At 63.5% G+C, this 19,086-nt stretch carries 18 protein-coding genes; all 18 read right to left on the bottom strand.

The window, feature by feature from the left end; all coding sequences use genetic code 11:
* Positions 1-53: 53 nt before the first annotated feature.
* Complete coding sequence (dnaG, locus tag B3098_RS09945; protein WP_239214609.1) at positions 54-2,135, bottom strand: DNA primase; 2,082 nt, start codon at positions 2,133-2,135, stop codon at positions 54-56.
* A gap of 19 nt (positions 2,136-2,154) precedes the next feature.
* A complete protein-coding gene (gene rpsU / locus B3098_RS09940) occupies positions 2,155-2,367 on the bottom strand; it encodes a 30S ribosomal protein S21 (RefSeq protein WP_006218592.1) in 213 nt (70 codons plus the stop codon).
* A 257-nt stretch (positions 2,368-2,624) separates the two neighbouring features.
* A complete protein-coding gene (locus tag B3098_RS09935) occupies positions 2,625-3,167 on the bottom strand; it encodes a phosphoribosyltransferase (protein WP_056315724.1) in 543 nt (180 codons plus the stop codon).
* An 81-nt stretch (positions 3,168-3,248) separates the two neighbouring features.
* Complete coding sequence (locus tag B3098_RS09930) at positions 3,249-4,544, bottom strand: adenylosuccinate synthase (protein WP_175125027.1); 1,296 nt, start codon at positions 4,542-4,544, stop codon at positions 3,249-3,251.
* 76 nt (positions 4,545-4,620) lie between these two features.
* Complete coding sequence (locus B3098_RS09925) at positions 4,621-5,778, bottom strand: ATP phosphoribosyltransferase regulatory subunit (RefSeq protein ID WP_175139278.1); 1,158 nt, start codon at positions 5,776-5,778, stop codon at positions 4,621-4,623.
* Positions 5,779-6,045: 267 nt separating this feature from the next.
* A complete protein-coding gene (gene hflC / locus B3098_RS09920) occupies positions 6,046-6,948 on the bottom strand; it encodes a protease modulator HflC (RefSeq protein WP_175125028.1) in 903 nt (300 codons plus the stop codon).
* An 18-nt stretch (positions 6,949-6,966) separates the two neighbouring features.
* Positions 6,967-8,265 (bottom strand): FtsH protease activity modulator HflK, encoded by a 1,299-nt coding sequence (gene hflK / locus B3098_RS09915; protein ID WP_286894836.1) that lies wholly within the window; start codon positions 8,263-8,265, stop codon positions 6,967-6,969.
* On the bottom strand, positions 8,231-9,337 hold the full coding sequence (gene hflX, locus B3098_RS09910) for a GTPase HflX (protein WP_175125030.1): 1,107 nt from the start codon (positions 9,335-9,337) through the stop codon (positions 8,231-8,233). The genes hflK and hflX overlap by 35 nt, the downstream gene beginning before the upstream one ends.
* 84 nt (positions 9,338-9,421) lie before the next feature.
* Complete coding sequence (gene hfq, locus B3098_RS09905) at positions 9,422-9,658, bottom strand: RNA chaperone Hfq (protein ID WP_006218585.1); 237 nt, start codon at positions 9,656-9,658, stop codon at positions 9,422-9,424.
* A 156-nt stretch (positions 9,659-9,814) separates the two neighbouring features.
* The gene (gene hisC / locus B3098_RS09900) at positions 9,815-10,888 is read right to left on the bottom strand and encodes a histidinol-phosphate transaminase (protein WP_286894801.1); all 1,074 of its coding nucleotides are present in this window, start codon (positions 10,886-10,888) and stop codon (positions 9,815-9,817) included.
* A gap of 3 nt (positions 10,889-10,891) precedes the next feature.
* On the bottom strand, positions 10,892-12,244 hold the full coding sequence (der, locus tag B3098_RS09895; protein ID WP_105238156.1) for a ribosome biogenesis GTPase Der: 1,353 nt from the start codon (positions 12,242-12,244) through the stop codon (positions 10,892-10,894).
* A gap of 25 nt (positions 12,245-12,269) precedes the next feature.
* Positions 12,270-13,427, bottom strand: coding sequence for an outer membrane protein assembly factor BamB (gene bamB, locus B3098_RS09890; RefSeq protein ID WP_175125032.1), 1,158 nt, complete (start codon positions 13,425-13,427; stop codon positions 12,270-12,272).
* Positions 13,428-13,432: 5 nt separating this feature from the next.
* Complete coding sequence (locus tag B3098_RS09885) at positions 13,433-14,071, bottom strand: YfgM family protein (protein ID WP_175125033.1); 639 nt, start codon at positions 14,069-14,071, stop codon at positions 13,433-13,435.
* Positions 14,072-14,074: 3 nt separating this feature from the next.
* On the bottom strand, positions 14,075-15,361 hold the full coding sequence (gene hisS / locus B3098_RS09880; protein WP_175125034.1) for a histidine--tRNA ligase: 1,287 nt from the start codon (positions 15,359-15,361) through the stop codon (positions 14,075-14,077).
* Between the two features lie 54 nt (positions 15,362-15,415).
* Positions 15,416-16,702 carry a flavodoxin-dependent (E)-4-hydroxy-3-methylbut-2-enyl-diphosphate synthase gene (gene ispG / locus B3098_RS09875; protein WP_279974596.1) on the bottom strand — a complete coding sequence of 429 codons (1,287 nt, stop codon included), beginning with the start codon at positions 16,700-16,702 and terminating at the stop codon, positions 15,416-15,418.
* Positions 16,703-16,716: 14 nt separating this feature from the next.
* Positions 16,717-17,211, bottom strand: coding sequence for a helix-turn-helix domain-containing protein (locus tag B3098_RS09870; protein WP_175184960.1), 495 nt, complete (start codon positions 17,209-17,211; stop codon positions 16,717-16,719).
* Positions 17,208-18,362, bottom strand: a complete 1,155-nt coding sequence (rlmN, locus tag B3098_RS09865; protein ID WP_286894795.1) for a 23S rRNA (adenine(2503)-C(2))-methyltransferase RlmN — start codon at positions 18,360-18,362, stop codon at positions 17,208-17,210. The genes B3098_RS09870 and rlmN overlap by 4 nt, the downstream gene beginning before the upstream one ends.
* 44 nt (positions 18,363-18,406) lie before the next feature.
* Positions 18,407-18,832: a nucleoside-diphosphate kinase gene (gene ndk / locus B3098_RS09860; protein ID WP_175125038.1), complete on the bottom strand. Its 426-nt coding sequence runs from the start codon at positions 18,830-18,832 to the stop codon at positions 18,407-18,409.
* Positions 18,833-19,086 lie beyond the last annotated feature (254 nt).

Here is a 19,086-nt window from a genome sequence, read left to right as displayed (position 1 = left end):
AGCAGCGCACTTGGGCACCCCGCATGAGCGGAAAACCTTTGATTTTAGCGTATTTAGCGCAACCCAGCACCTTTCAAGACCGTCATACGGCTAGACAGCTCCAGATAGCGTTTGCGCGCCTCTTCCGAAGCAAGCCCTGAAGCGGCCAGCTTGGCCATTTCCGTTTTCGCCGAATCGAATTCGATTCGCCGCAAGGCGTCGTCCCATTCGGTCTGGGGATCAGGCAGGTCTTCCTGAGCGAGGATGTCCGCCCGCAACCCTTTCAAGACAGTGGCCAGGTCCGAGTCCGGCTCAGCGGCCTCCAGTAACGCACCGACATGGCGCGCGCCGCTGGTTTGCGCCAGCATGATCAGGTCCCGTACCAATCCTAGATGGGGGCCATGGTCGATGACTTCAAGCTGCTGGTCGCCCATGGAGTCCACCAGTTCGGGATGGGCAAGCAGCAGACTCAACAGCCGCTTGGCCAGGGACGGCATGGTGCGGCGCCCCTCGAAGCCGCCAACGTCGTTGTCGCGCCGGCCTTTCCAGTTGCCCTTGCCACCTTTCCAATCGCCCTTGCCCTTCCAGTCGCCCTTACCTTTCCAGTCGCTTTTGCCCTTCCATTCCTGCTTGCCGCCTTGTTGCCAGCCCCCCGCGCCGCCGCTCGGCTCGTCGCCGTGCGAGGCGTACTGGCCGTAATCGGTGAAGTCCGACTCGTCTGCCGGAATGTCGCTGAAGTCGTGGTTGCCGAAGTCGTAGCCCATGTCGGGCGGACCGCCGTCATGACCGGGCTCGCTACCCGAAGGCATTCCGGCTTCACCCGCGCCGGGCGCTGGCCGCGGGCCGGGTGCGAACGGTTTGGCGGGTTGCTGCGCCAAGACCTGCGCCATTTCCTCGGGCGTCAGCTGAACCAGCTTGGCCATTTCCCGTTCGATCTGCACGCGCAGCGCACATTCAGGAATCGCTGACAACAGCGGCTTGGCCTCGTGAAGGCAACTGGCGCGGCCTTCGGCTTCGTTCATGTTGTGATGCGATGCAAGCTCGTCCAGGAGGAACCGGGACAGCGCCACGGCATCGCCCAGACAGGCACGGAATGCTTCGGCCCCCAATTCGCGCACATACGAATCGGGATCATGCTCGGCCGGAAGGAACAGAAAGCGGATCGCGATATCGTCCCTGAGCACCGGCAAACAGGCCTGCAGCGCGCGCCAGGCTGCACGCCGTCCGGCCTTGTCGCCGTCGAAGCTGAAGATGACCTTGTCGCTGGACCGCAGCAGCTTCTTGACGTGATCCGGGGTGGTGGCGGTGCCCAGCGTGGCGACGGCATTGGCGATGCCCTGCTGCGCCAGCCCGACCACGTCCATGTAGCCTTCGACGACGATGACCTGACCTTCCTGCCGGATGGCTTGGCGCGCCTCCCACAGGCCGTAGAGCTCCTGCCCTTTTGAAAACAGGGGCGTCTCGGGCGAGTTCAGGTACTTGGGCTCGCCTTTGCCGATGATGCGGCCGCCAAATCCGATGAGACTGCCGCGCGCGTTGCGGATCGGAAACATCACCCGCTCGCGAAAGCGGTCGTAGCGGCGCCCGTCTTCGGACTCGATGACAAGTCCGGACTCCACGAGGGTGGGGTCTTCGTAGTTGGGAAACACCTGGGACAAGCCGTGGCGGTCCGTACCGGACCAACCCAAACCGAAATGCGCAGCAATTTCGCCGGTCAGGCCGCGCTGCTTCAAATAGCGGACGGCCGCGGGTGAAGCACGCAACTGTTTCAGGTAATGGGCTTGGGCCGCATCGAGCACCTGCGTATGGCGGGACTCTTCGGCCTTGCGGCGCGCCGATTCCTGCTGCTGGCGGGGACTGCGGTTTTCTTCGGGGACCGTCATTCCCGCCGACGCCGCGAGCGTGCGCACGGCGTCGGGGAAACTGGCGCCCGTATGTTCCATCAAGAAGGTGATGGCGCTGCCGTGTGCACCACATCCGAAGCAGTGATAGAACTGCTTGGTGGGGCTGACAGTGAACGAGGGGCTTTTTTCGTTATGAAAGGGGCACAGGCCAAGCAAGTTGGCCCCACCCTTTCGCAACTGCACATATCGCCCGACAACGTCGACGACGTCGACTCGGGCGAGCAAATCCTGGATGAATGATTCTGGAATCAATAGATTCGGGAATCAGAAATCAATACAGGCGCGGGGGCAGTTGTTGGCTACGGATGCGCTTGTAGTGGCGCTTCACGGCGGCGGCATGCTTGCGCTTGCGCTCGGCGGTGGGCTTCTCATAGAACTCGCGCGAGCGCAGTTCGGTGAGCAAACCGGTCTTTTCGATGGTGCGCTTGAAGCGGCGCAGAGCGGCTTCAAACGGTTCGTTTTCCTTCAGTCGAACGATAGGCATAAAGTAATTGGCCTGCTTGTAGGGTAACAAAGTTGATGACAAACCTGGCTTGCTTTTCCAGCAACGCCTTGAAAGCGCAACCCGGGCACGCTTTCGCCCGGGTTTGAGCTGGCTGTTTCCGTTACCCAAAGACTACCCAGAGAGTAACAAGCCAAGTTCGGTTTAGCGATAACCAGCGATTCTAGCATGGGTAAGGACGGTTTGCCTACTGCCAGCGCTCGACTGCGGCCAGCACCCCGTCCCTGCCCCGCTTGCGATCAGCTCTGGGAACCCTTGCGGATCCAGGCTTCCAGCTGATGGGGACGCAAGCTGTCGTAATCTTCAAACGGCTGGTGAATCCAGGGATTCGTGGGCAGCTTCTCGACGTAATAGTCGGGCGTTGCCAGGGAATGCCCCTTCCACCACAGCACGGCGCTGCGCAATTCGGTGATGTCGGCGAACTGGCTCTTCAGGTGATCGAACACCTTGTTGAACGTCTTGCCGGTATCCACCATGTCGTCCACCAGCAACACCCGGCCGGAAAGCGTGCCGCGGGTGATGGTGATGAACTGGGCGATGTCCATGTCGCCTTGCTTGGTGCCGGCTGCTTCGCGATAGCTGCTGGTGGCAAGAATGCCCAGCGGCACATCAAAAATACGCGACATGACGTCGCCTACACGCATACCGCCGCGCGCCAGGCAAAGAATCTTGTCAAACTTCCAGCCCGACTGATGCACCTGCAAAGTAAGGCGCTCGATCAAGCGGTTGTAATCGTCCCACGTTACCCACAGATGGCTATCGTCACTGGTCGGCGTGCTCATAGGCAAGCATCTCCTGCACAAAAATACGAAAAGGCCGCCGCCGGTATGACCGGCGGCGGCCTTGGGAATAATAACCCGATGTCAGCCCTTCAGGGGATGACGCAAAACAATGGTCTCGTTGCGGTCCGGACCGGTGGACACCAGGTCGATCGGCACACCGCAGACTTCCGCCACGCGCTCGAGATAGCGGCGCGCCGCGGCGGGCAGCTTGGCGTATTCGGTGATGCCGACAGTGGATTCGCTCCAGCCGGGCAGCTCTTCGAGCACCGGTTGCGCCTGCGCCACGGCGTGCGCGCCGTAGGGCAGCACGTCGCGGAATTCACCATTGACGCGATAACCGACGCCCAACTGTATGGTTTCCAGGCCGTCCAGCACGTCCAGCTTGGTGATGCACAGACCGGAAATGCCGTTCAGGCGGACCGAGCGCTTCAGCGCCGCGCCGTCGAACCAGCCGCAGCGGCGCGGACGGCCGGTGACCGAACCGAATTCCTTGCCGATGGTGGCCAGGCGGGTGCCGATCTCGTCGACCAGCTCCGTGGGGAACGGGCCGGAGCCGACGCGCGTGGTGTACGCCTTGGTGATGCCCAGGACGTAATCCAGTTGCTGGGGACCCACGCCGGCGCCGGCCGAGGCCGCACCTGCCACGCAGTTGCTGCTGGTGACGAAGGGGTACGTGCCGTGATCGACGTCCAGCAGCGCGCCTTGTGCGCCTTCGAACAGGAGGCGCTTGCCTTCCTGCTGCATGGCGTACAGGTTGCTGGAGACATCCTTGACCATCGGGGCGATGGCCGGCGCGAGCGCCATGGCTTGATCGCGGACTTCGTTGGCCGAAACGGCTTCCGCGCCCAGGTACTTGGTCAGCACGAAGTTGTGGTAATCCAGCACTTCGGCGAGCTTTTCGTCGAACAGCGAAGGATTGAAGAGATCTTGCACGCGCAGGGCACGGCGGGCGACCTTGTCTTCGTAGGCCGGGCCGATGCCGCGACCGGTGGTGCCGATCTTGCCCTCGCCCTTGCGTGCTTCACGCGCCTTGTCGATGGCGACGTGGTACGGCAGGATCAGCGGGCAGATCTCGGAGATCTGCAGGCGCGAACGCACATCCAGGCCGGCGGCCTCCAGCTCTTCGATTTCCTTGAGCAGGGCTTCCGGGGACAGCACGACGCCATTGCCGATGAAGCAGGTGACGCCGGGGTGCATGATGCCCGATGGGATCAGGCGAAGAATCGTCTTCTTGCCATTGATCCACAGCGTATGGCCGGCATTGTGACCGCCCTGGAAGCGGACCACGCCCTGGACGGATTCCGCCAGCCAATCGACGATCTTGCCCTTGCCCTCGTCACCCCATTGGGTGCCGATTACGACTACGTTCTTGCTCATGATACGAATCAATTTCGAGTTTCTCGGGAAATCCGGAAATCTCCCCGCGGCCCCCTCGTTTCCGAGCGGGAGTTAGTCACAGCGTTTTGACCGTCCAGACGCCATCCTGCAGCGCCAGCTCGCGATCGCAAACGAATTCGTCCTGATCCTGCTCGTGACCGGGCAATACCTGAACGACGATTTCCCCTGACCGGCGCAAGCGGCGAACCGCCTCGGTCAGAGCGGGGGCTTGCCCCCAGGGCGCACGAACCGCTCGCGCCCTTTCCGCCGGCGGCAGACCCGCCGCCAGCTTGCGTAAATCAAGACTGAAGCCCGTGGCCGGACGCGCGCGGCCGAACGCGCGGCTGACGTCGTCGTAGCGGCCACCACTGACCAACGCGTCGTGCCAGCCTTCGGCGTACAGGGCGAACTTGACGCCCGTGTGGTAAGCGTAACCGCCCACGTCGGCCAGATCCACGCTGAACGACACGTTCGGCATCGCATCCACCACCGCCTGAAGCGCGTCGAGCGCCTCGGCGACACCCGGCAGTGCCGGCAGGTCGCGACGGGCAACCTTGAGCACTTCGGGACCACCGTACAACGTGGGCAGCAACTGCAGCGCCTTCAACGTTTCCGGACGGATGCCGGGCGCGCGCGCCACGAGCTCACCCAATCCGGGCACATCCTTGTCGCGCATCAGCCGGATGGCGTCCTGCGCCAGTTCGGCCGCTGCCGGGTCCGATTTCAGGATGGCGCGAAGCACGCCGGAATGACACAGATCCAGGCGCGGATTGCGAACGCCAGCGATTGCAACCGTTTCCAGCACGAGCTGGATGATTTCGAGGTCGGCTTCGAATCCGGCATGGCCGTAGATTTCAGCGCCGATCTGCAGCAGTTCGCGGCTGGACAGCAAGTCCGAGGGGCGCGCATGCAGCACGTTGCCGCAGTAACACAGGCGGGTGACGCCCGCGCGGTTCAGCAAGTGCGCGTCGATGCGCGTAACCTGGGGAGTCATGTCCGCGCGCACGCCCAGCGTGCGGCCCGAAAGCTGGTCGACCAGCTTGCAGGTGCGCAGATCCAGATCGCTGCCGGTGCCCGACAGCAATGAATCGATGTACTCGACCAGGGGCGGCGCGACCAGCTCGAACCCGTAAGTACGGTAAAGATCGAGAAGTTCGCGGCGCAGTTCCTCGATGCGCCGAGCCTCTGCCGGAAGTACGTCGGCAAGGCTTTCGGGCAGCAGCCAGTTACCCATGAATGTGTTTACCTGAATAACGCCAAGTGATGCGTGGGCGTCGCCCAAACGAAAAGCGGCTGAGGGGCGTAAGCCCGCTCAGCCGCTGCGGAATGTTTTCTAGCTTACGCGGTATTGTACATGGTTCAGCCGCGAGCGCCAGCCGTGGGTCCGGCGTGGCCGGACTGCCCGGCTGCGCCCTGGATACCGGGCGGAAGTCGTCCCGCCTGAAGCAGAAAAGCCCCTCGGGGACCCGAGGGGCTTTTCGTTCGTGCTAGCTGGGCAAGATCACTTGGCCGGCACGGTGACCGGTGCCAAGGCAGCGCCCGCCGGATCCTTCATGAACTGGAAGAAGCTGGAGCTGGGGTCCACGACCAGCACATCGCCCGGCTTGGAGAACGATGCGCGATAGGCTTCCAGGCTCTTGTAGTACGTGTAGAAGTCCGGGTTCTTGCCATAGGCTTGGGCGTAGATGGCTGCCGCTGCGGCGTCCCCCTCACCCATGATGCCCTGGGCCTTGGCGTACGCCTGGGCCACGATGACCTCGCGCTGGCGATCGGCTTCGGCGCGAATCTTCTCGCCTTCGGCGGCGCCGATGGAACGCAGCTCGTTGGCGACGCGGGTACGCTCGGCTTCCATGCGGCGGTAGACCGACTCGGAGATTTCCGGTGCGAACTCGATGCGGCGCAGGCGGACGTCGACGATCTGCACGCCCAGGGGCTCGGCGCGCTTGGCGACGTTTTCCAGGATCTCCGTCATGATCTTGTCGCGTTCGGTCGAGACCACGTCCCGCACGGTACGCACGTTGACCGACGCGTTCAGGGCGTCGCGGATCTGAGCCTGCAGACGCTCTTGAGCCGCGCGCTCGTTGCCGCCGAACGTCACGTAGAACACGCGGGGATCCGCAATGCGCCACTTGACGTAGGAGTCGATCAGCAGGTTCTTCTTTTCGGAAGTCTGGATGCGCTCGGCTTCGTTGGTTTCGATGGTCAGAATGCGCTTGTCGAGCGTGACGACATTCTGGAAAGGCGGCGGAACCTTGAAGTAAAGGCCAGGTTCGCTGATGACGCGGCGGACCTCGCCCAGCGAGAACACCAAGGCATAGTCGCGCTCGCGCACCACGAAAACGCTGGAGGAAAGGAGGGCCAGCACGATGAGCAGGCCGACCAGGATGGGCATAAGACGATTCATGTTCAGGACTCCTCCGGATTAGCGCGACATACGGTCGCGAGGCAGCGTGTTGCTATTGCTGCTGCCGGAAGGCTGCGGCACCGGCGCGGCCGTACCGCGCGGAGGCTGCTGGACAGGCGCATTGGACACGGGCGAGCCAGAGCTGCCGATGTTCGACTTGCCTGCGTCCTGAGCGGCCAGATGCATGATCTTGTCCAGGGGCAAATACAACATGTTGTTGTTGCTCTTGGTGTCGACCATGACCTTGCTGGCGCGGGTGAAGATGTCCTGCATGCTTTCCAGGTACATGCGCTGGCGCATGACTTGAGGCGACTTTTCGTATTCGCCCAGGATGCTGGTGAAGCGCGACGTATTACCTTGCGCATCGCCGACGACCTTGGCCTTGTAACCTTCAGCCTGTTCCGTCATGCGCGATGCCTGACCGCTGGCCAGCGGCACGACCTGATTGGCGTAGGCCTGGCCTTCGTTGATCTGGCGCTCGCGATCCTGACCGGCCTTGACGGCGTCGTCGAACGCGGCCTGCACCTGCTCGGGCGGCTGCACGTTCTGGATGGCGACGGTGCTGATCTGCACGCCCGTCTGGTAGCGATCAAGGATCTGCTGCATCAGCGCCTGGACTTGGGAAGCCACCGTCGTACGGCCTTCGTACAGCACGAAGTCCATCGACTGTTTGCCCACGACTTCGCGCATGGCGGTTTCGGAAGCCTGGCGCACGGACTCGTCCGGGTCGCGCGTCTTGAAGAGATAGTCGGGCGCGCCGTCTGCCTTCAGGCGGTACTGGACGACGAACTGCATATCGACGATGTTCTCGTCCGTCGTGAGCATCAGCGCTTCGGGCAGGACCTTGTTGCGCGCGCCGCCACGGAATCCGACTTCGAACGTGCGCAGTTGCGACACGTTGACGATTTCATGGCTTTGAATGGGATACGGCAGACGCCACTGGAAACCGGCTTGCGACGTGCTCTTGTATTTGCCGAATTCGGTCACGACCGCGACCTGGCCTTCTTGCACGATGTAAAAGCCGCTGGCGAGCCAGATGCCCGCCGCGACCAGCGCAATGACGCCCAGGCCGATGCGTGTGCCGCGCGGGGATGGCGGCGTCATGCCGCCACGGTTGCCGGGGCGGTTATTGCCGCCACCGCCCTTGCGCCCAAACAGGTTCCCGATGCGATTGTTGAAATCGCGCCAGACCTCGTCCAGGTCAGGAGGGCCGTCTCCGTTGCCTTGGGGCCGCTTGGGCGGCGGCTCGGAGCCATTGTTGTTTCCACGACCCCAACCGGGGTCATTCAGATTGAAGAGTTTGATAATTCGCGGCATTGTTTCCCACAATCTGTCCGGTCTCCGCAATTGCCCCGCGCAACGCATCCAAACCGGCGCGCTCGGTGGCGCTTACAAATACTCGCGCAATCGTACCATGTGCATCGCGCTCCACCCGCGGTTCCAATCCCGCCCGGTCGATCTTGTTGTATACCAGAATGGTTGGAATCGCGGCAGCGCCTATTTCGGCGAGGACCTTGTTCACTTCGAAAATCTGCTCATCCCGCTGCGGGCTGGCCGAGTCCACCACATGCAGCAGCAGGTCGGCGTGCACGGTTTCTTCGAGGGTGGCCCGGAAGGCAGCAATAAGGTTGTGAGGCAGGTCGCGGATGAAGCCCACGGTGTCGGACACCACCACCGATCCGGCGCCTTCGATCCAGATGCGGCGCGTCGTCGTGTCCAGCGTGGCAAAGAGCTGGTCGGCAGCGTAGGCGTCGGCCCGGGTCAGCGCGTTGAACAGCGTCGACTTGCCGGCGTTGGTATAGCCGACCAGGGACACCGACAGCGCCCCACCCCGCGCGCGGGCGCGCCGTTGGGTGATGCGCTGCCGCTCGACTTTGTCGAGCCGTTCGCGCAGCGTCTTGACCTTGGCGCCGATCATGCGGCGGTCCATTTCAAGCTGGGATTCGCCGGGGCCTCGCATCCCGATGCCGCCACGCTGCCGCTCCAGGTGGCTCCACATGCGCGTGAGGCGCGTGGCCAGATGCTGGAGCTGGGCCAGTTCGACCTGCAGCTTGCCTTCGTGGCTCTTTGCGCGCAGCGCGAAGATATCCAGGATGAGGGCGACGCGATCCACCACGCGCAAGTTGAAGGCGCGTTCAAGGTTGCGTTGTTGGGCGGGCGACAAAGGCTGATCGAAAAGGACGATATCGGCGAGCAGCGCCTGCGCCATCGCGACGCCCTCGTCGGCCTTGCCGGAGCCGATGAAGAACTTGGCGTCGGGACGATCGCGGCGGGCCGTCAGGGTGCCGACGATTTCGGCGCCCGCGCCCTTGGCCAGCATGGCGAATTCCTCGGCGTGCGCCGTGAAGTCCGGATCACCGAGATCCACACTGATGATCAGAGCGCGCATACATGCACCATATTCGAGCCAAAGCGAAAATGCCCGCCGACGGGAACCGTCTGGCGGGCAATAAAAGGTAAAGCTGGAGCGAGATTACTCAGCAGGGACTTCCACTTGAAAATTGACGGCACGCGCGGGAACGACGGTCGAGATGGCGTGCTTGTAGACCATTTGGGTGACCGTATTGCGCAGCAGCACCACGTATTGGTCGAAGGATTCGATTTGCCCTTGAAGCTTGATGCCGTTCACGAGGTAGATCGACACGGGCACATGATCCTTGCGCAGCGTGTTGAGGAACGGATCTTGCAGAGTTTGCCCTTTATTGCTCATTGGCCAGGCTCCATTTGATTGTTATTGAGTGATGACGCGCTTTTTGTACTGGTGGAGCACGCCGAAACACGTACTCTACAGGGTTTTCCCGGCCCGTGCTACTTGGCCGGGAAGCAAAAATGAGACCAGAGTTTTCCAGCTGAAAAGCCCTTGAAATCACGCCTGCAGGATCTTGTCGAGCGCTTGCAGAAGCATGTCGCATTGGCCTTCCGTACCCACCGTGATGCGCAGGAATTGGTCGATTCGCGCATGACGAAAATGACGCACGATGATGCTGCGTTCACGCAGGGCGGCGGCGAGCGTCGCGGCGTCTTTTTCCGGGTGGCGTGCGAACACGAAGTTCGCCGCCGACGGGAGCACCTCGAAGCCCAGCGACTCCAGCCCTGCGGTCATGCGCGACCGGGTTTCGATCACGGCTTTGCGGGTCTGCTCAAAATACTCCGTATCCTCCAGCGCCGCCACTGCGCCGGCGGATGCCAGCCGATCGATGGGGTAGGAGTTGAAACTGTTCTTTACCCGCTCCAGGCCGTCGATGAGCGCGGCGCTGCCCACGGCAAAGCCCACGCGCAAACCGGCCAGCGAGCGCGACTTGGAAAGCGTCTGCACCACCAGCAGGTTGTCGTATCGCGAGACCAGCGGGATCACCGATTCGGCGCCGAAATCCACATACGCCTCGTCCACGACGACGACCGTGTCAGGGTTGCCGGCGACGATGCGTTCGACTTCGGCGGCGCTGAGTGCGCGGCCGGTGGGGGCATTGGGGTTCGGGAAGATGATGGCGCCGGCATGACCATGGCGCGCCGGCAGGTAGTCTTCGACGTCGATGCGGAAGTCCGCGGTGAGCGGCATCGTTTCGAACTCGATGCCGTACAAGCCGCAATACACCGGGTAGAAGCTATAGGTGATGTCCGGGAACCGCAGCGGGCGATCATGCTTGAGCAGCGCAAGAAATGCGTGCGCCAGCACCTCGTCGGATCCGTTGCCCACGAACACCTGCTGCGGCTGTGCGCCGACGGCCGTGGCGATGGCTTCGCGCAGGCGGTCCGAGGAGGGATCCGGATAGAGCTTGAGCGTGTCGTCGCAGGCCGCGCGGATCGCATCGAGCACCTTGGGCGACGGCCCGTAAGGATGCTCGTTGGTGTTCAGCTTGACCAGATTCTGAAGCTTGGGCTGCTCGCCCGGCACATACGGACTGAGCGTCCCGACAACGGGACTCCAGAAACGGCTCATGGATCAGCTTTCCTGCGTGTAGGGGTTGTGCGAAGACTTGAATTCAATGCGCAGCGGCGTACCGGCCAGGTCGAACGCATTGCGGAAACGCGTTTCGAGGTACCGGCGGTACGAGTCGGGAATAGCGTCCAGCGCATTGCCGTGGATGACGACCAGCGGCGGGTTCTGTCCGCCCTGGTGCGCGTAGCGCAACTTGGGACGGAAGATGCCCTTGCGCGGCGGCTGCTGCTGTTCGACCGCGGCTTGCAGCTCGCGCGTGAGCTTGGGCGTGGACAGCTTGGCAAACGCGGCGGCGTGTGCGGCATTGATGGACTTGAGCAAGGGCTTGATGCCCTGCCCGCGCAGCGCCGAGATCGTGTGGACGCGCGCGAATGACAGAAAGCGCAGCTTGCGGTTGAACTCGCGCTCGATGCGTTCCTTTTCTTCGCCGTCCAGGCCATCCCACTTGTTGACGGCCACGACCACGGCACGCCCGGTTTCCAGCACGAACCCGGCGATGTGCGCGTCCTGCTCGGAGATTTCGGTTTGCGCGTCGAGCATCAGCAGCACGACGTTGCTGGCCTCGATGGCCTGCAAGGTCTTGATGACGGAAAACTTTTCGACGGCCTCGAACACCTTGCCGCGCTTACGCAGGCCGGCGGTGTCGATGAGCGTGTAGCGGCGTCCGTCGCGATCGAAATCGATTTCGATCGCGTCGCGCGTGGTGCCTGGCATGTCGAACGCGATGACGCGTTCTTCGCCCATGAACGTGTTGATGAGCGTGGACTTGCCCACGTTGGGACGGCCCACGATCGCCAGCTTGATGCGATGATCGTGTTCGCCTTCTTCGGCGGGTTCTTCTTCGGCAGGCGGTTCGGCCAGATCCTTGAGCGCGAGCTCGATCAGATCGACGATGCCGTCGCCATGCGCCGCCGAAATCGGATAGGGCTGGCCCAGGCCGAGTTCATGGAACTCGGCGATGGCGGGCCCCAGGCCCATGCCTTCGGCCTTGTTCACCGCCAGCAGCACGCGCTGCTGGCCGGATTTGCGCAGCAGTTGCGCAATTTCGTGGTCGTGCGCGTTGATGCCCGCGCGCGCATCCACCAGGAACACGACGACGTCCGCCTCGGCGATGGCCTGCCGGGTCTGGCGGGCCATTTCGAGCAGGATGCCGTCCTTGGCCACGGGCTCGAAGCCGCCGGTATCGATGGCGATGAACGGAATATCGCCCACCCTGCCCTCGCCGTAATGGCGATCGCGGGTCAAGCCGGAATAATCGGCCACCAGCGCGGCGCGCGATCGCGTCAGGCGGTTGAAAAGGGTCGATTTCCCCACATTGGGGCGGCCGACCAGGGCAACGACAGGCTTGAAAGACACGGTAAAAGGCTTTGTTTTATAAGGTTCAGTTGGTGCCGATCAGGACGAGATTGCCATTGCCCGTCTGGACCAGCACGCCTTGGGGCGTCGTCTGCGGCGGCGACACGACCGCGCCGCCACCCACCGACAGACGCGCCATCAGACTGCCATCGCTGCGCGACAGGAAATGCACATATCCGTCCAGATCGCCGACAGCCAGCGCACCCCCCAGCATAGCCGGAGCGGTGACCTGGCGGTTCTTCAGGGCGGCCTGCTTCCAGAGATTACCGCCATTATCCAGCGCAAACGCATTGACTACGCTGTTCTGGTCGGCAGAAAAGGCGAAGCGGTCGTCCAGGGTGAGACCGCTGACGCTGGAGAAGTCTTTCGTCCAGAGCGGACGGCCGCCGGCGGTGACGTCAAAGCAAACGATACGTCCCTGATAAGCGACCGCGCACAGCAGGTTGCCGGCGATGCGAGGCGCGCCGACCACGTCGGTCAGGCGCTCCAGGTCGCCAGCGCCGCGCGGCGTCGCGACGGTGCCTTCCCATTGCACGTTGCCGCTGTTGGACGCAATGGCAAGGAGCTTGCCGCCAGGCAGACCCGTGATGACCAGACCTTCGGCCAGGACCATCTGCGCAACGCTGCGCAAGGCGAGCGAGGGGCCGGGACGCTGCACGCTCCAGACGCGCTCGCCGCTGTTGGCGTCGAAGGCCTGGATGCGATAGTCGCCGCTGCGAACAACGACGATGCCGTAGCCGACAACCGGCGGGATGGCGACGTCGCTGGTGGCGCGGACCTTCCATTTCACCTTGCCGGTGTCGTCGAAGGCGATGACGTCGCCGTTGGGGGACGCCACGGCGGTGGTCGTGCCATCGCTGCCAGCGCCGGCAGACAACTTGGTGTCGGCCTTGGCCTTCCAGATGACACGGCCGCTTTGCAGATCGAACTTGCCGACGGAGCCGTCAGGCGTCGCGGCATAGATGGCGTCGCCGAGCACGGTGGGCGCGAAGCCCAGGCCGGAGCCGCTGCCGATGGACGTGGACCAGACCTGGCGCACGGACATGCCGGCCTTGTATTCGGTCAAGGGCGCGGGATCGTAACGGCCGTCGTCATGGGAAAACATGCCGCAACCACCCAGGGCAAGCAGGCTTGCCAGCAGAACGGCGCCGCGCCACGTACGGCCAGGTGCAAATTTACGCATTACAGTCACGCTCCGCTCAAGGCATCCAGTTTCAGTTGCACAACCTGGGTCAGGGGATTGGCCAGGCCCAGGCCATCAATGGCGCTCTGCCAGGCCGCGCGCGCTTCCTCGCGCTTGCCTTGCGCAGCCAGCACGTCGCCGCGGCGGTCAGCGAACAAGGCGGCAAAGGCGGCCGGCGGATTGTTCAACTGCGCCAGCGCGGCATCGTATTGCTTCTGGTCCAGCATCATGCCTGCCAGACGCAGGCGCGCCACGGCTTGCATGGCGGGGTTCTTGCCTTGGCCAGCCAGCCATTCGAGCTGTTCGCGGGCGCCGGCGTCGTCCTTTTGCGCCTGCAGGGCCTGCGCTGCCACAAGGGCGCCGCGCGCGGCATAGCCGGTGTTGGGATATTTTTCGCGCAGCGTCGAGGCGGCGGTCTTGATGCGCACCGAGGAATCGGCGCCGCCCAGGCGAGCGGCGTCTTCCAGCGCTTCGAAGTAACCCATGGCCTGGTTGGCCTGATGCGATTCGTACGCCTTCCAGCCCCACCAACCGCCCCAAGCCAGGAGCACCACCGTCGTCAGGGCCAGCAGCAGCGTCCCGTAGCGGGCCCACCACGCCTTGATCGCGTCGAGTTTTTCCTGTTCTTCAAGATCGTATGCCATGCCTTAACCCTTGTTGTTCAATGCGTCGGCCAGCTTTGCCAGCGGAACCTGTTGCTGCGCCGCCTCGCCCTGCTCTTCTGCGCGCAGGAACTTGACGCTGGCCGTCTGCGACGCCACTTCGTCGGCGCCAAGGATAACCGCAACGCGGGCGCCGCTGGCGTCCGCGCGCTTGAATTGCGACTTGAAGCCTGCCGATCCGGCATGCACGATGACCGAGAGGCCCGCGTCGCGCAGGTCTTCGCCGACCCGGGCAGCCAGGCGCTGCGCGTCTTCGCCCTGATGCACGATGTAGACATCGCACTCGGCCGGCGCGGCGATTTCAACGCTTTGCTCCCAGAGGTCGAGCAGACGCTCCATGCCGATGGCAAAGCCCACGGCCGGCGCGGTCTTGCCGCCCAAGAGTTCGACCAGGCCGTCATAGCGGCCGCCGCCGCAAACCGTGCCTTGGGAACCGAGACGGTCGGTGACCCATTCGAAGACGGTGAGGTTGTAGTAGTCCAGGCCGCGGACCAGACGCGGGTTCAAGCGGTATTCGATGCCGGCGTCGGTGAGGCGCTGGCACACGCCGTCGAAGTGCGCACGGGACTCTTCGCCCAGGAAGTCGAACAGGCGCGGCGCGCTGTCAGCCATTTCCTGCATGGCGGGGTTCTTGGTGTCCAGCACGCGCAGCGGATTGCTGTACATGCGGCGCTGGCCGTCCTCGTCGAGGATGTCGCGGTGCTTTTCCAGATGCTGGATCAGGGCAGCGCGGTGCGCGGCGCGCTCAGCGGGTTGGCCCAGCGAATTGAGTTCGAGGCGCACGTCCTTCAGGCCCAGCAGCTTCCAGAGGCGGGCCAGCATGACGATGAGTTCCGCGTCCACATCGGGACCGGCAAAGCCAAGGGCCTCGACGTCGATCTGGTGGAACTGGCGGTAGCGGCCGCGCTGCGGGCGCTCGTGGCGGAAGACGGGACCGATGGAGTAGACGCGTTGCGGACGGTCATAGAGCAGGTTGTGCTCGATGGAGGCGCGCACGATGCCGGCGGTCATCTCGGGGCGCATAGTCAGCGATTCGCCGTTGAGCGCGTCGGTGAACGTGTACATCTCTTTTTCGACGATGTCGGTGACTTCGCCGATACCGCGCGCAAACAGGCGCGTATGCTCAAGCACCGGCGTGCGCACATTGCGATAGCCGTAGCCGCGCAGCCAGCCGCGCACGATTTCCTCGAATTGCTCCCAGCGGGCGCTAGCCCCCGGCAGCAGATCATTCATGCCGCGTATGGCGGCGACTTTCTGGAAAGCTTGAGTCATCTTGATCATGCCGCTGGCGCGCCCGAGACGCGCGCCAGTGGCTACACCCTTACTTTAGTGAGAGGCGAGCGCGCCATAACGGCGCGCAACGTATTCTTCAACGATGGCCTGGAACTCTTCGGCGATATGGTCGCCCTTGAGCGTCACCGTACGCTCGCCGTCGACGAACACCGGCGCGGCCGGCACTTCGCCCGTACCCGGCAGGCTGATGCCGATGTCGGCATGACGGCTTTCGCCCGGCCCATTGACCACACAGCCCATCACCGCGACGTTCATAGATTCGACGCCGGGGTATTGCGCGCGCCACACCGGCATCTGCCGGCGCAGGAACGACTGGATGCTGTCGGCAAGTTCCTGGAAGAACGTGCTGCTGGTGCGGCCGCAGCCCGGGCAGGCGACGACCATGGGCGTGAAGGCGCGCAGTCCCATGGTTTGCAGGATTTCCTGCGCGACGATGGCTTCGCGGCTGCGCTCGCCGCCGGGTTCAGGCGTGAGCGAAATGCGGATGGTGTCGCCGATGCCTTGCTGCATCAGCACGGCAAGCGCGGCGGTCGAGGCCACGATGCCCTTGCTGCCCATGCCCGCCTCGGTCAGGCCAAGATGCAGGGGATAGTCGCAACGGGCGGACAGATCACGGTAGACCGCGATGAGATCCTGGACATGGCTGACCTTGCACGACAGGATGATTGCGTCGCGCCGCAGGCCGAGTTCTTCGGCGCGCTGGGCATTGCTGATGGCCGAAACAACGAGCGCATCGCGCATGACGGCCTGCGCTTCCCAGGGCTGGGCGCGCCGGCTGTTTTCGTCCATCTTGCGCGCCATGAGTTCGTGGTCGAGGCTGCCCCAGTTGACGCCGATGCGCACCGGCTTGTCGTGGCGGCAGGCGACTTCGATCATCTGCGCGAAGTTGTCGTCGCGGCGCTTGCCGCCCCCCATGTTGCCGGGGTTGATGCGGTATTTGGACAGCGCCTGGGCGCATTCCGGAAACTGCGTCAGCAGCTTGTGGCCGTTGTAGTGGAAGTCGCCCACGAGCGGCACGTTCACGCCCATGCGGTCGAGCTGTTCGCGGATGGCGACGACCTCGCGGGCGGCTTCCGGCGTGTTCACGGTGATGCGCACGAGCTCGGAGCCGGCCAGCGCCAGTTCCTTGACCTGGATCGCGGTGGCAATGGCGTCCGCGGTGTCGGTGTTGGTCATGGACTGGACCACGACCGGGGCGTCTCCGCCCACCGTCACGACGCGATCGCCCCACTTGATCGCCACGGAACGCGTGGCGCGGCGCGCTGCGGCTCCCACCGGGGGAGGCGGCGCGTCCTGGCAAGGCAGAGAAGAATCTTGCATCGGGTGGAACCGTGTTACTTGGTCGACTTCGGCAGCCAGTCGGCCGGCAGCCACTGCTGCGGCAGCCAACCTTGCCAGAAGGCATATGCCACGCCGGCGGCCAGCACCAGCACGATGGCGATCAGCCAGCCCCAGGACGTCGTGGACGAGCGGTCGTCGTCGGCGCTGGATTGGGGAATGGAATGCGCCGAATGCAGCGAACTGGGGCTGAGCTTGGCCGGGCCGGTGACGCGGGCCTTGGGGTCGAGCGAATCGACGATGGCCTCGGCGTCGGCGCCCAGCAGGCGCGCATAGTTGCGGACGAGGCCGCGCAAGGAAACGCCGGTGGGCAGGTGATCCCACTGTTCGTTTTCAAGGGCTTCGATCTGCTTGGTGGAAAACTTGATGCGGCTGGAGACCTCGTCGAGCGACCAGCCCTTGGATAGGCGCAGGCCGCGCAAGGCGGCGCCCACGCTGCCCACCGCGGCGGCGGACGAGTCGGAAACTGCAGAAGCGAAATCCTGCGTCATGCGTGCACCTGTTTAATTGGTATGGTCTGGCGCTGTGCGGCATTGCGCTCGGTGATCCGAGTGCGGTCCCGCACCTCTCCGGCCAGTTGGCCGCAAGCCGCATCGATGTCGTCGCCCCGGGTTTTGCGGACCGTGGTGATGATGCCGGCGTCCATGAGACGCTGGGCAAACACCTTCACCCGCGCCGAGGCCGATCGCTTCAGGCCGGAGGCGGGGAATGGGTTGAACGGGATGAGGTTCAGCTTGCAGCGCACCTGGCGTGCAATGTGGATCAGTTCCTTGGCGTGCTGGTCGGTGTCGTTGATGCCGTCCAGCATGCAGTATTCAAACGTGATGAAGTCGCGGGGCGCAAACGCGAGATAGCGTTCGCAAGCAGCCAGCAACTCTTTCAGCGGGTATTTCTTGTTCAGCGGCACGAGCTCGTCGCGCAGCGCGTCGTTGGGCGCGTGCAGCGAAACGGCCAGTGCCACGGGACAGTCTTGCGACAGGCGGTCCATCATGGGGACGACGCCGGAGGTGGACACGGTGACGCGGCGGCGCGACAGGCCGTACGCGTTGTCGTCGAGCATCAGGCGCAGCGCGGGCAGGACCTGGTCGTAGTTGAGCAGGGGTTCCCCCATGCCCATCATGACGACGTTGCTGATGACGCGCGTGTCTTCGGTGGCACGGGCGCTTTCAAGGCGGGCCGTGCCGATGTCGGCTTCGAGCACGCGCTTGGCCCACCACAACTGACCGATGATTTCGCTGGTCTTCAGGTTGCGGTTGAAGCCCTGGTGCCCGGTCGAGCAGAAGCGGCAGTTCACCACGCAGCCGGCCTGGCTGGAAATGCACAGTGTGCCGCGGTCGTCTTCGGGGATGAAGACGGTTTCGATGGCATTGCCCTGCCCCACATCAAACAGCCACTTGCGGGTGCCGTCGGTCGAGCGCTGCTCGATGTTGACGGGCAATGCCTCGATGCGGCAATTCGACGCAAGCTGGCTGCGAAAATCGCGGGCCAGGTCGGTCATGGCGTCGAACGAATCGGCGCCGCGCTGGTGCATCCAGCGCTGCAACTGGCGGGCACGAAACGGCTTGCCGCCCCACTGCCCGACCAATTCGGACAGGGCGGAGCCGTCCAGCCCCAGCAGATTGATTCGTTCGACGGAGTCCATAACCAGGTAAAACTTAAAGCGCTTTCAACAACTTAAGCCAAAAATTAACGGCTGTGGATGTTGATTTCGGGGAAGAAGAAAGCCACTTCGACAGCGGCCGTTTCCGGAGCGTCGGAGCCGTGGACGGCGTTGGCGTCGATGCTGTCGGCGAAATCGGCGCGGATGGTGCCGGCTTCAGCCTTCTTGGGGTCCGTGGCGCCCATCAGGTCGCGGTTCTTCTGGATGGCGTCTTCGCCTTCCAGCACTTGCACGAACACGGGGCCCGAGATCATGAAGTCGACCAGGTCCTTGAAGAAGGGACGGGCGGCGTGCACGGCGTAGAAACGCTCGGCGTCGGCGCGCGACAGTTGGGTCAGGCGGGCGGCGATGACCTTCAGGCCGGCTTGCTCGAAACGGCCGACGATCTGGCCGATCACGTTCTTGGCGACGGCGTCGGGCTTGATGATCGAGAGGGTGCGTTGGATGGACATAAAAGACTCCGAAAACTGATTTCTGACGGGTTTCTAGTTAATTGCTTGGCGGGGCTCGGGCCGTTCTGAACCACCGCCAAAACAGGATTCGACACTGCCGACCTGTCGGACGCATCCTGGAATGCAAGCGGGATTCCGGTTGCACGCGAATCCTATGATTCTGCACGCATTTCCGAAGGAATCCTCAATGAATTCAGGGACTTCTAAAAGGTTTACAGCAACCCGGCATTCTAACACGCCGAGAAGACCGCAAT

Source organism: Achromobacter sp. UBA2119, assembly GCF_002331005.1.
GTDB classification, from domain to species: Bacteria; Pseudomonadota; Gammaproteobacteria; order Burkholderiales; family Burkholderiaceae_B; genus Achromobacter; species Achromobacter animicus.
Note: the sequence above shows the minus strand (reverse complement) of the source record. Positions and strands in the feature narration are given on the sequence as shown.

Coding starts and splice junctions, on each gene's coding strand:
- B3098_RS09935 (WP_056315724.1), bottom strand. CDS start 3,167: ATGAGCACGCCGACCAGTGACGATAGCCATCTGTGGGTAACGTGGGAC.
- hflC (WP_175125028.1), bottom strand. CDS start 6,948: ATGAATCGTCTTATGCCCATCCTGGTCGGCCTGCTCATCGTGCTGGCC.
- B3098_RS09885 (WP_175125033.1), bottom strand. CDS start 14,071: ATGGCATACGATCTTGAAGAACAGGAAAAACTCGACGCGATCAAGGCG.
- B3098_RS09930 (WP_175125027.1), bottom strand. CDS start 4,544: ATGAGCAAGAACGTAGTCGTAATCGGCACCCAATGGGGTGACGAGGGC.
- B3098_RS09925 (WP_175139278.1), bottom strand. CDS start 5,778: ATGGGTAACTGGCTGCTGCCCGAAAGCCTTGCCGACGTACTTCCGGCA.
- rlmN (WP_286894795.1), bottom strand. CDS start 18,362: ATGGACTCCGTCGAACGAATCAATCTGCTGGGGCTGGACGGCTCCGCC.
- hisC (WP_286894801.1), bottom strand. CDS start 10,888: ATGAGCCGTTTCTGGAGTCCCGTTGTCGGGACGCTCAGTCCGTATGTG.
- ispG (WP_279974596.1), bottom strand. CDS start 16,702: ATGCAAGATTCTTCTCTGCCTTGCCAGGACGCGCCGCCTCCCCCGGTG.
- B3098_RS09870 (WP_175184960.1), bottom strand. CDS start 17,211: ATGACGCAGGATTTCGCTTCTGCAGTTTCCGACTCGTCCGCCGCCGCG.
- ndk (WP_175125038.1), bottom strand. CDS start 18,832: ATGTCCATCCAACGCACCCTCTCGATCATCAAGCCCGACGCCGTCGCC.
- hflX (WP_175125030.1), bottom strand. CDS start 9,337: ATGCGCGCTCTGATCATCAGTGTGGATCTCGGTGATCCGGACTTCACG.
- bamB (WP_175125032.1), bottom strand. CDS start 13,427: ATGCGTAAATTTGCACCTGGCCGTACGTGGCGCGGCGCCGTTCTGCTG.
- hisS (WP_175125034.1), bottom strand. CDS start 15,361: ATGACTCAAGCTTTCCAGAAAGTCGCCGCCATACGCGGCATGAATGAT.
- hflK (WP_286894836.1), bottom strand. CDS start 8,265: ATGCCGCGAATTATCAAACTCTTCAATCTGAATGACCCCGGTTGGGGT.
- rpsU (WP_006218592.1), bottom strand. CDS start 2,367: ATGCCTATCGTTCGACTGAAGGAAAACGAACCGTTTGAAGCCGCTCTG.
- hfq (WP_006218585.1), bottom strand. CDS start 9,658: ATGAGCAATAAAGGGCAAACTCTGCAAGATCCGTTCCTCAACACGCTG.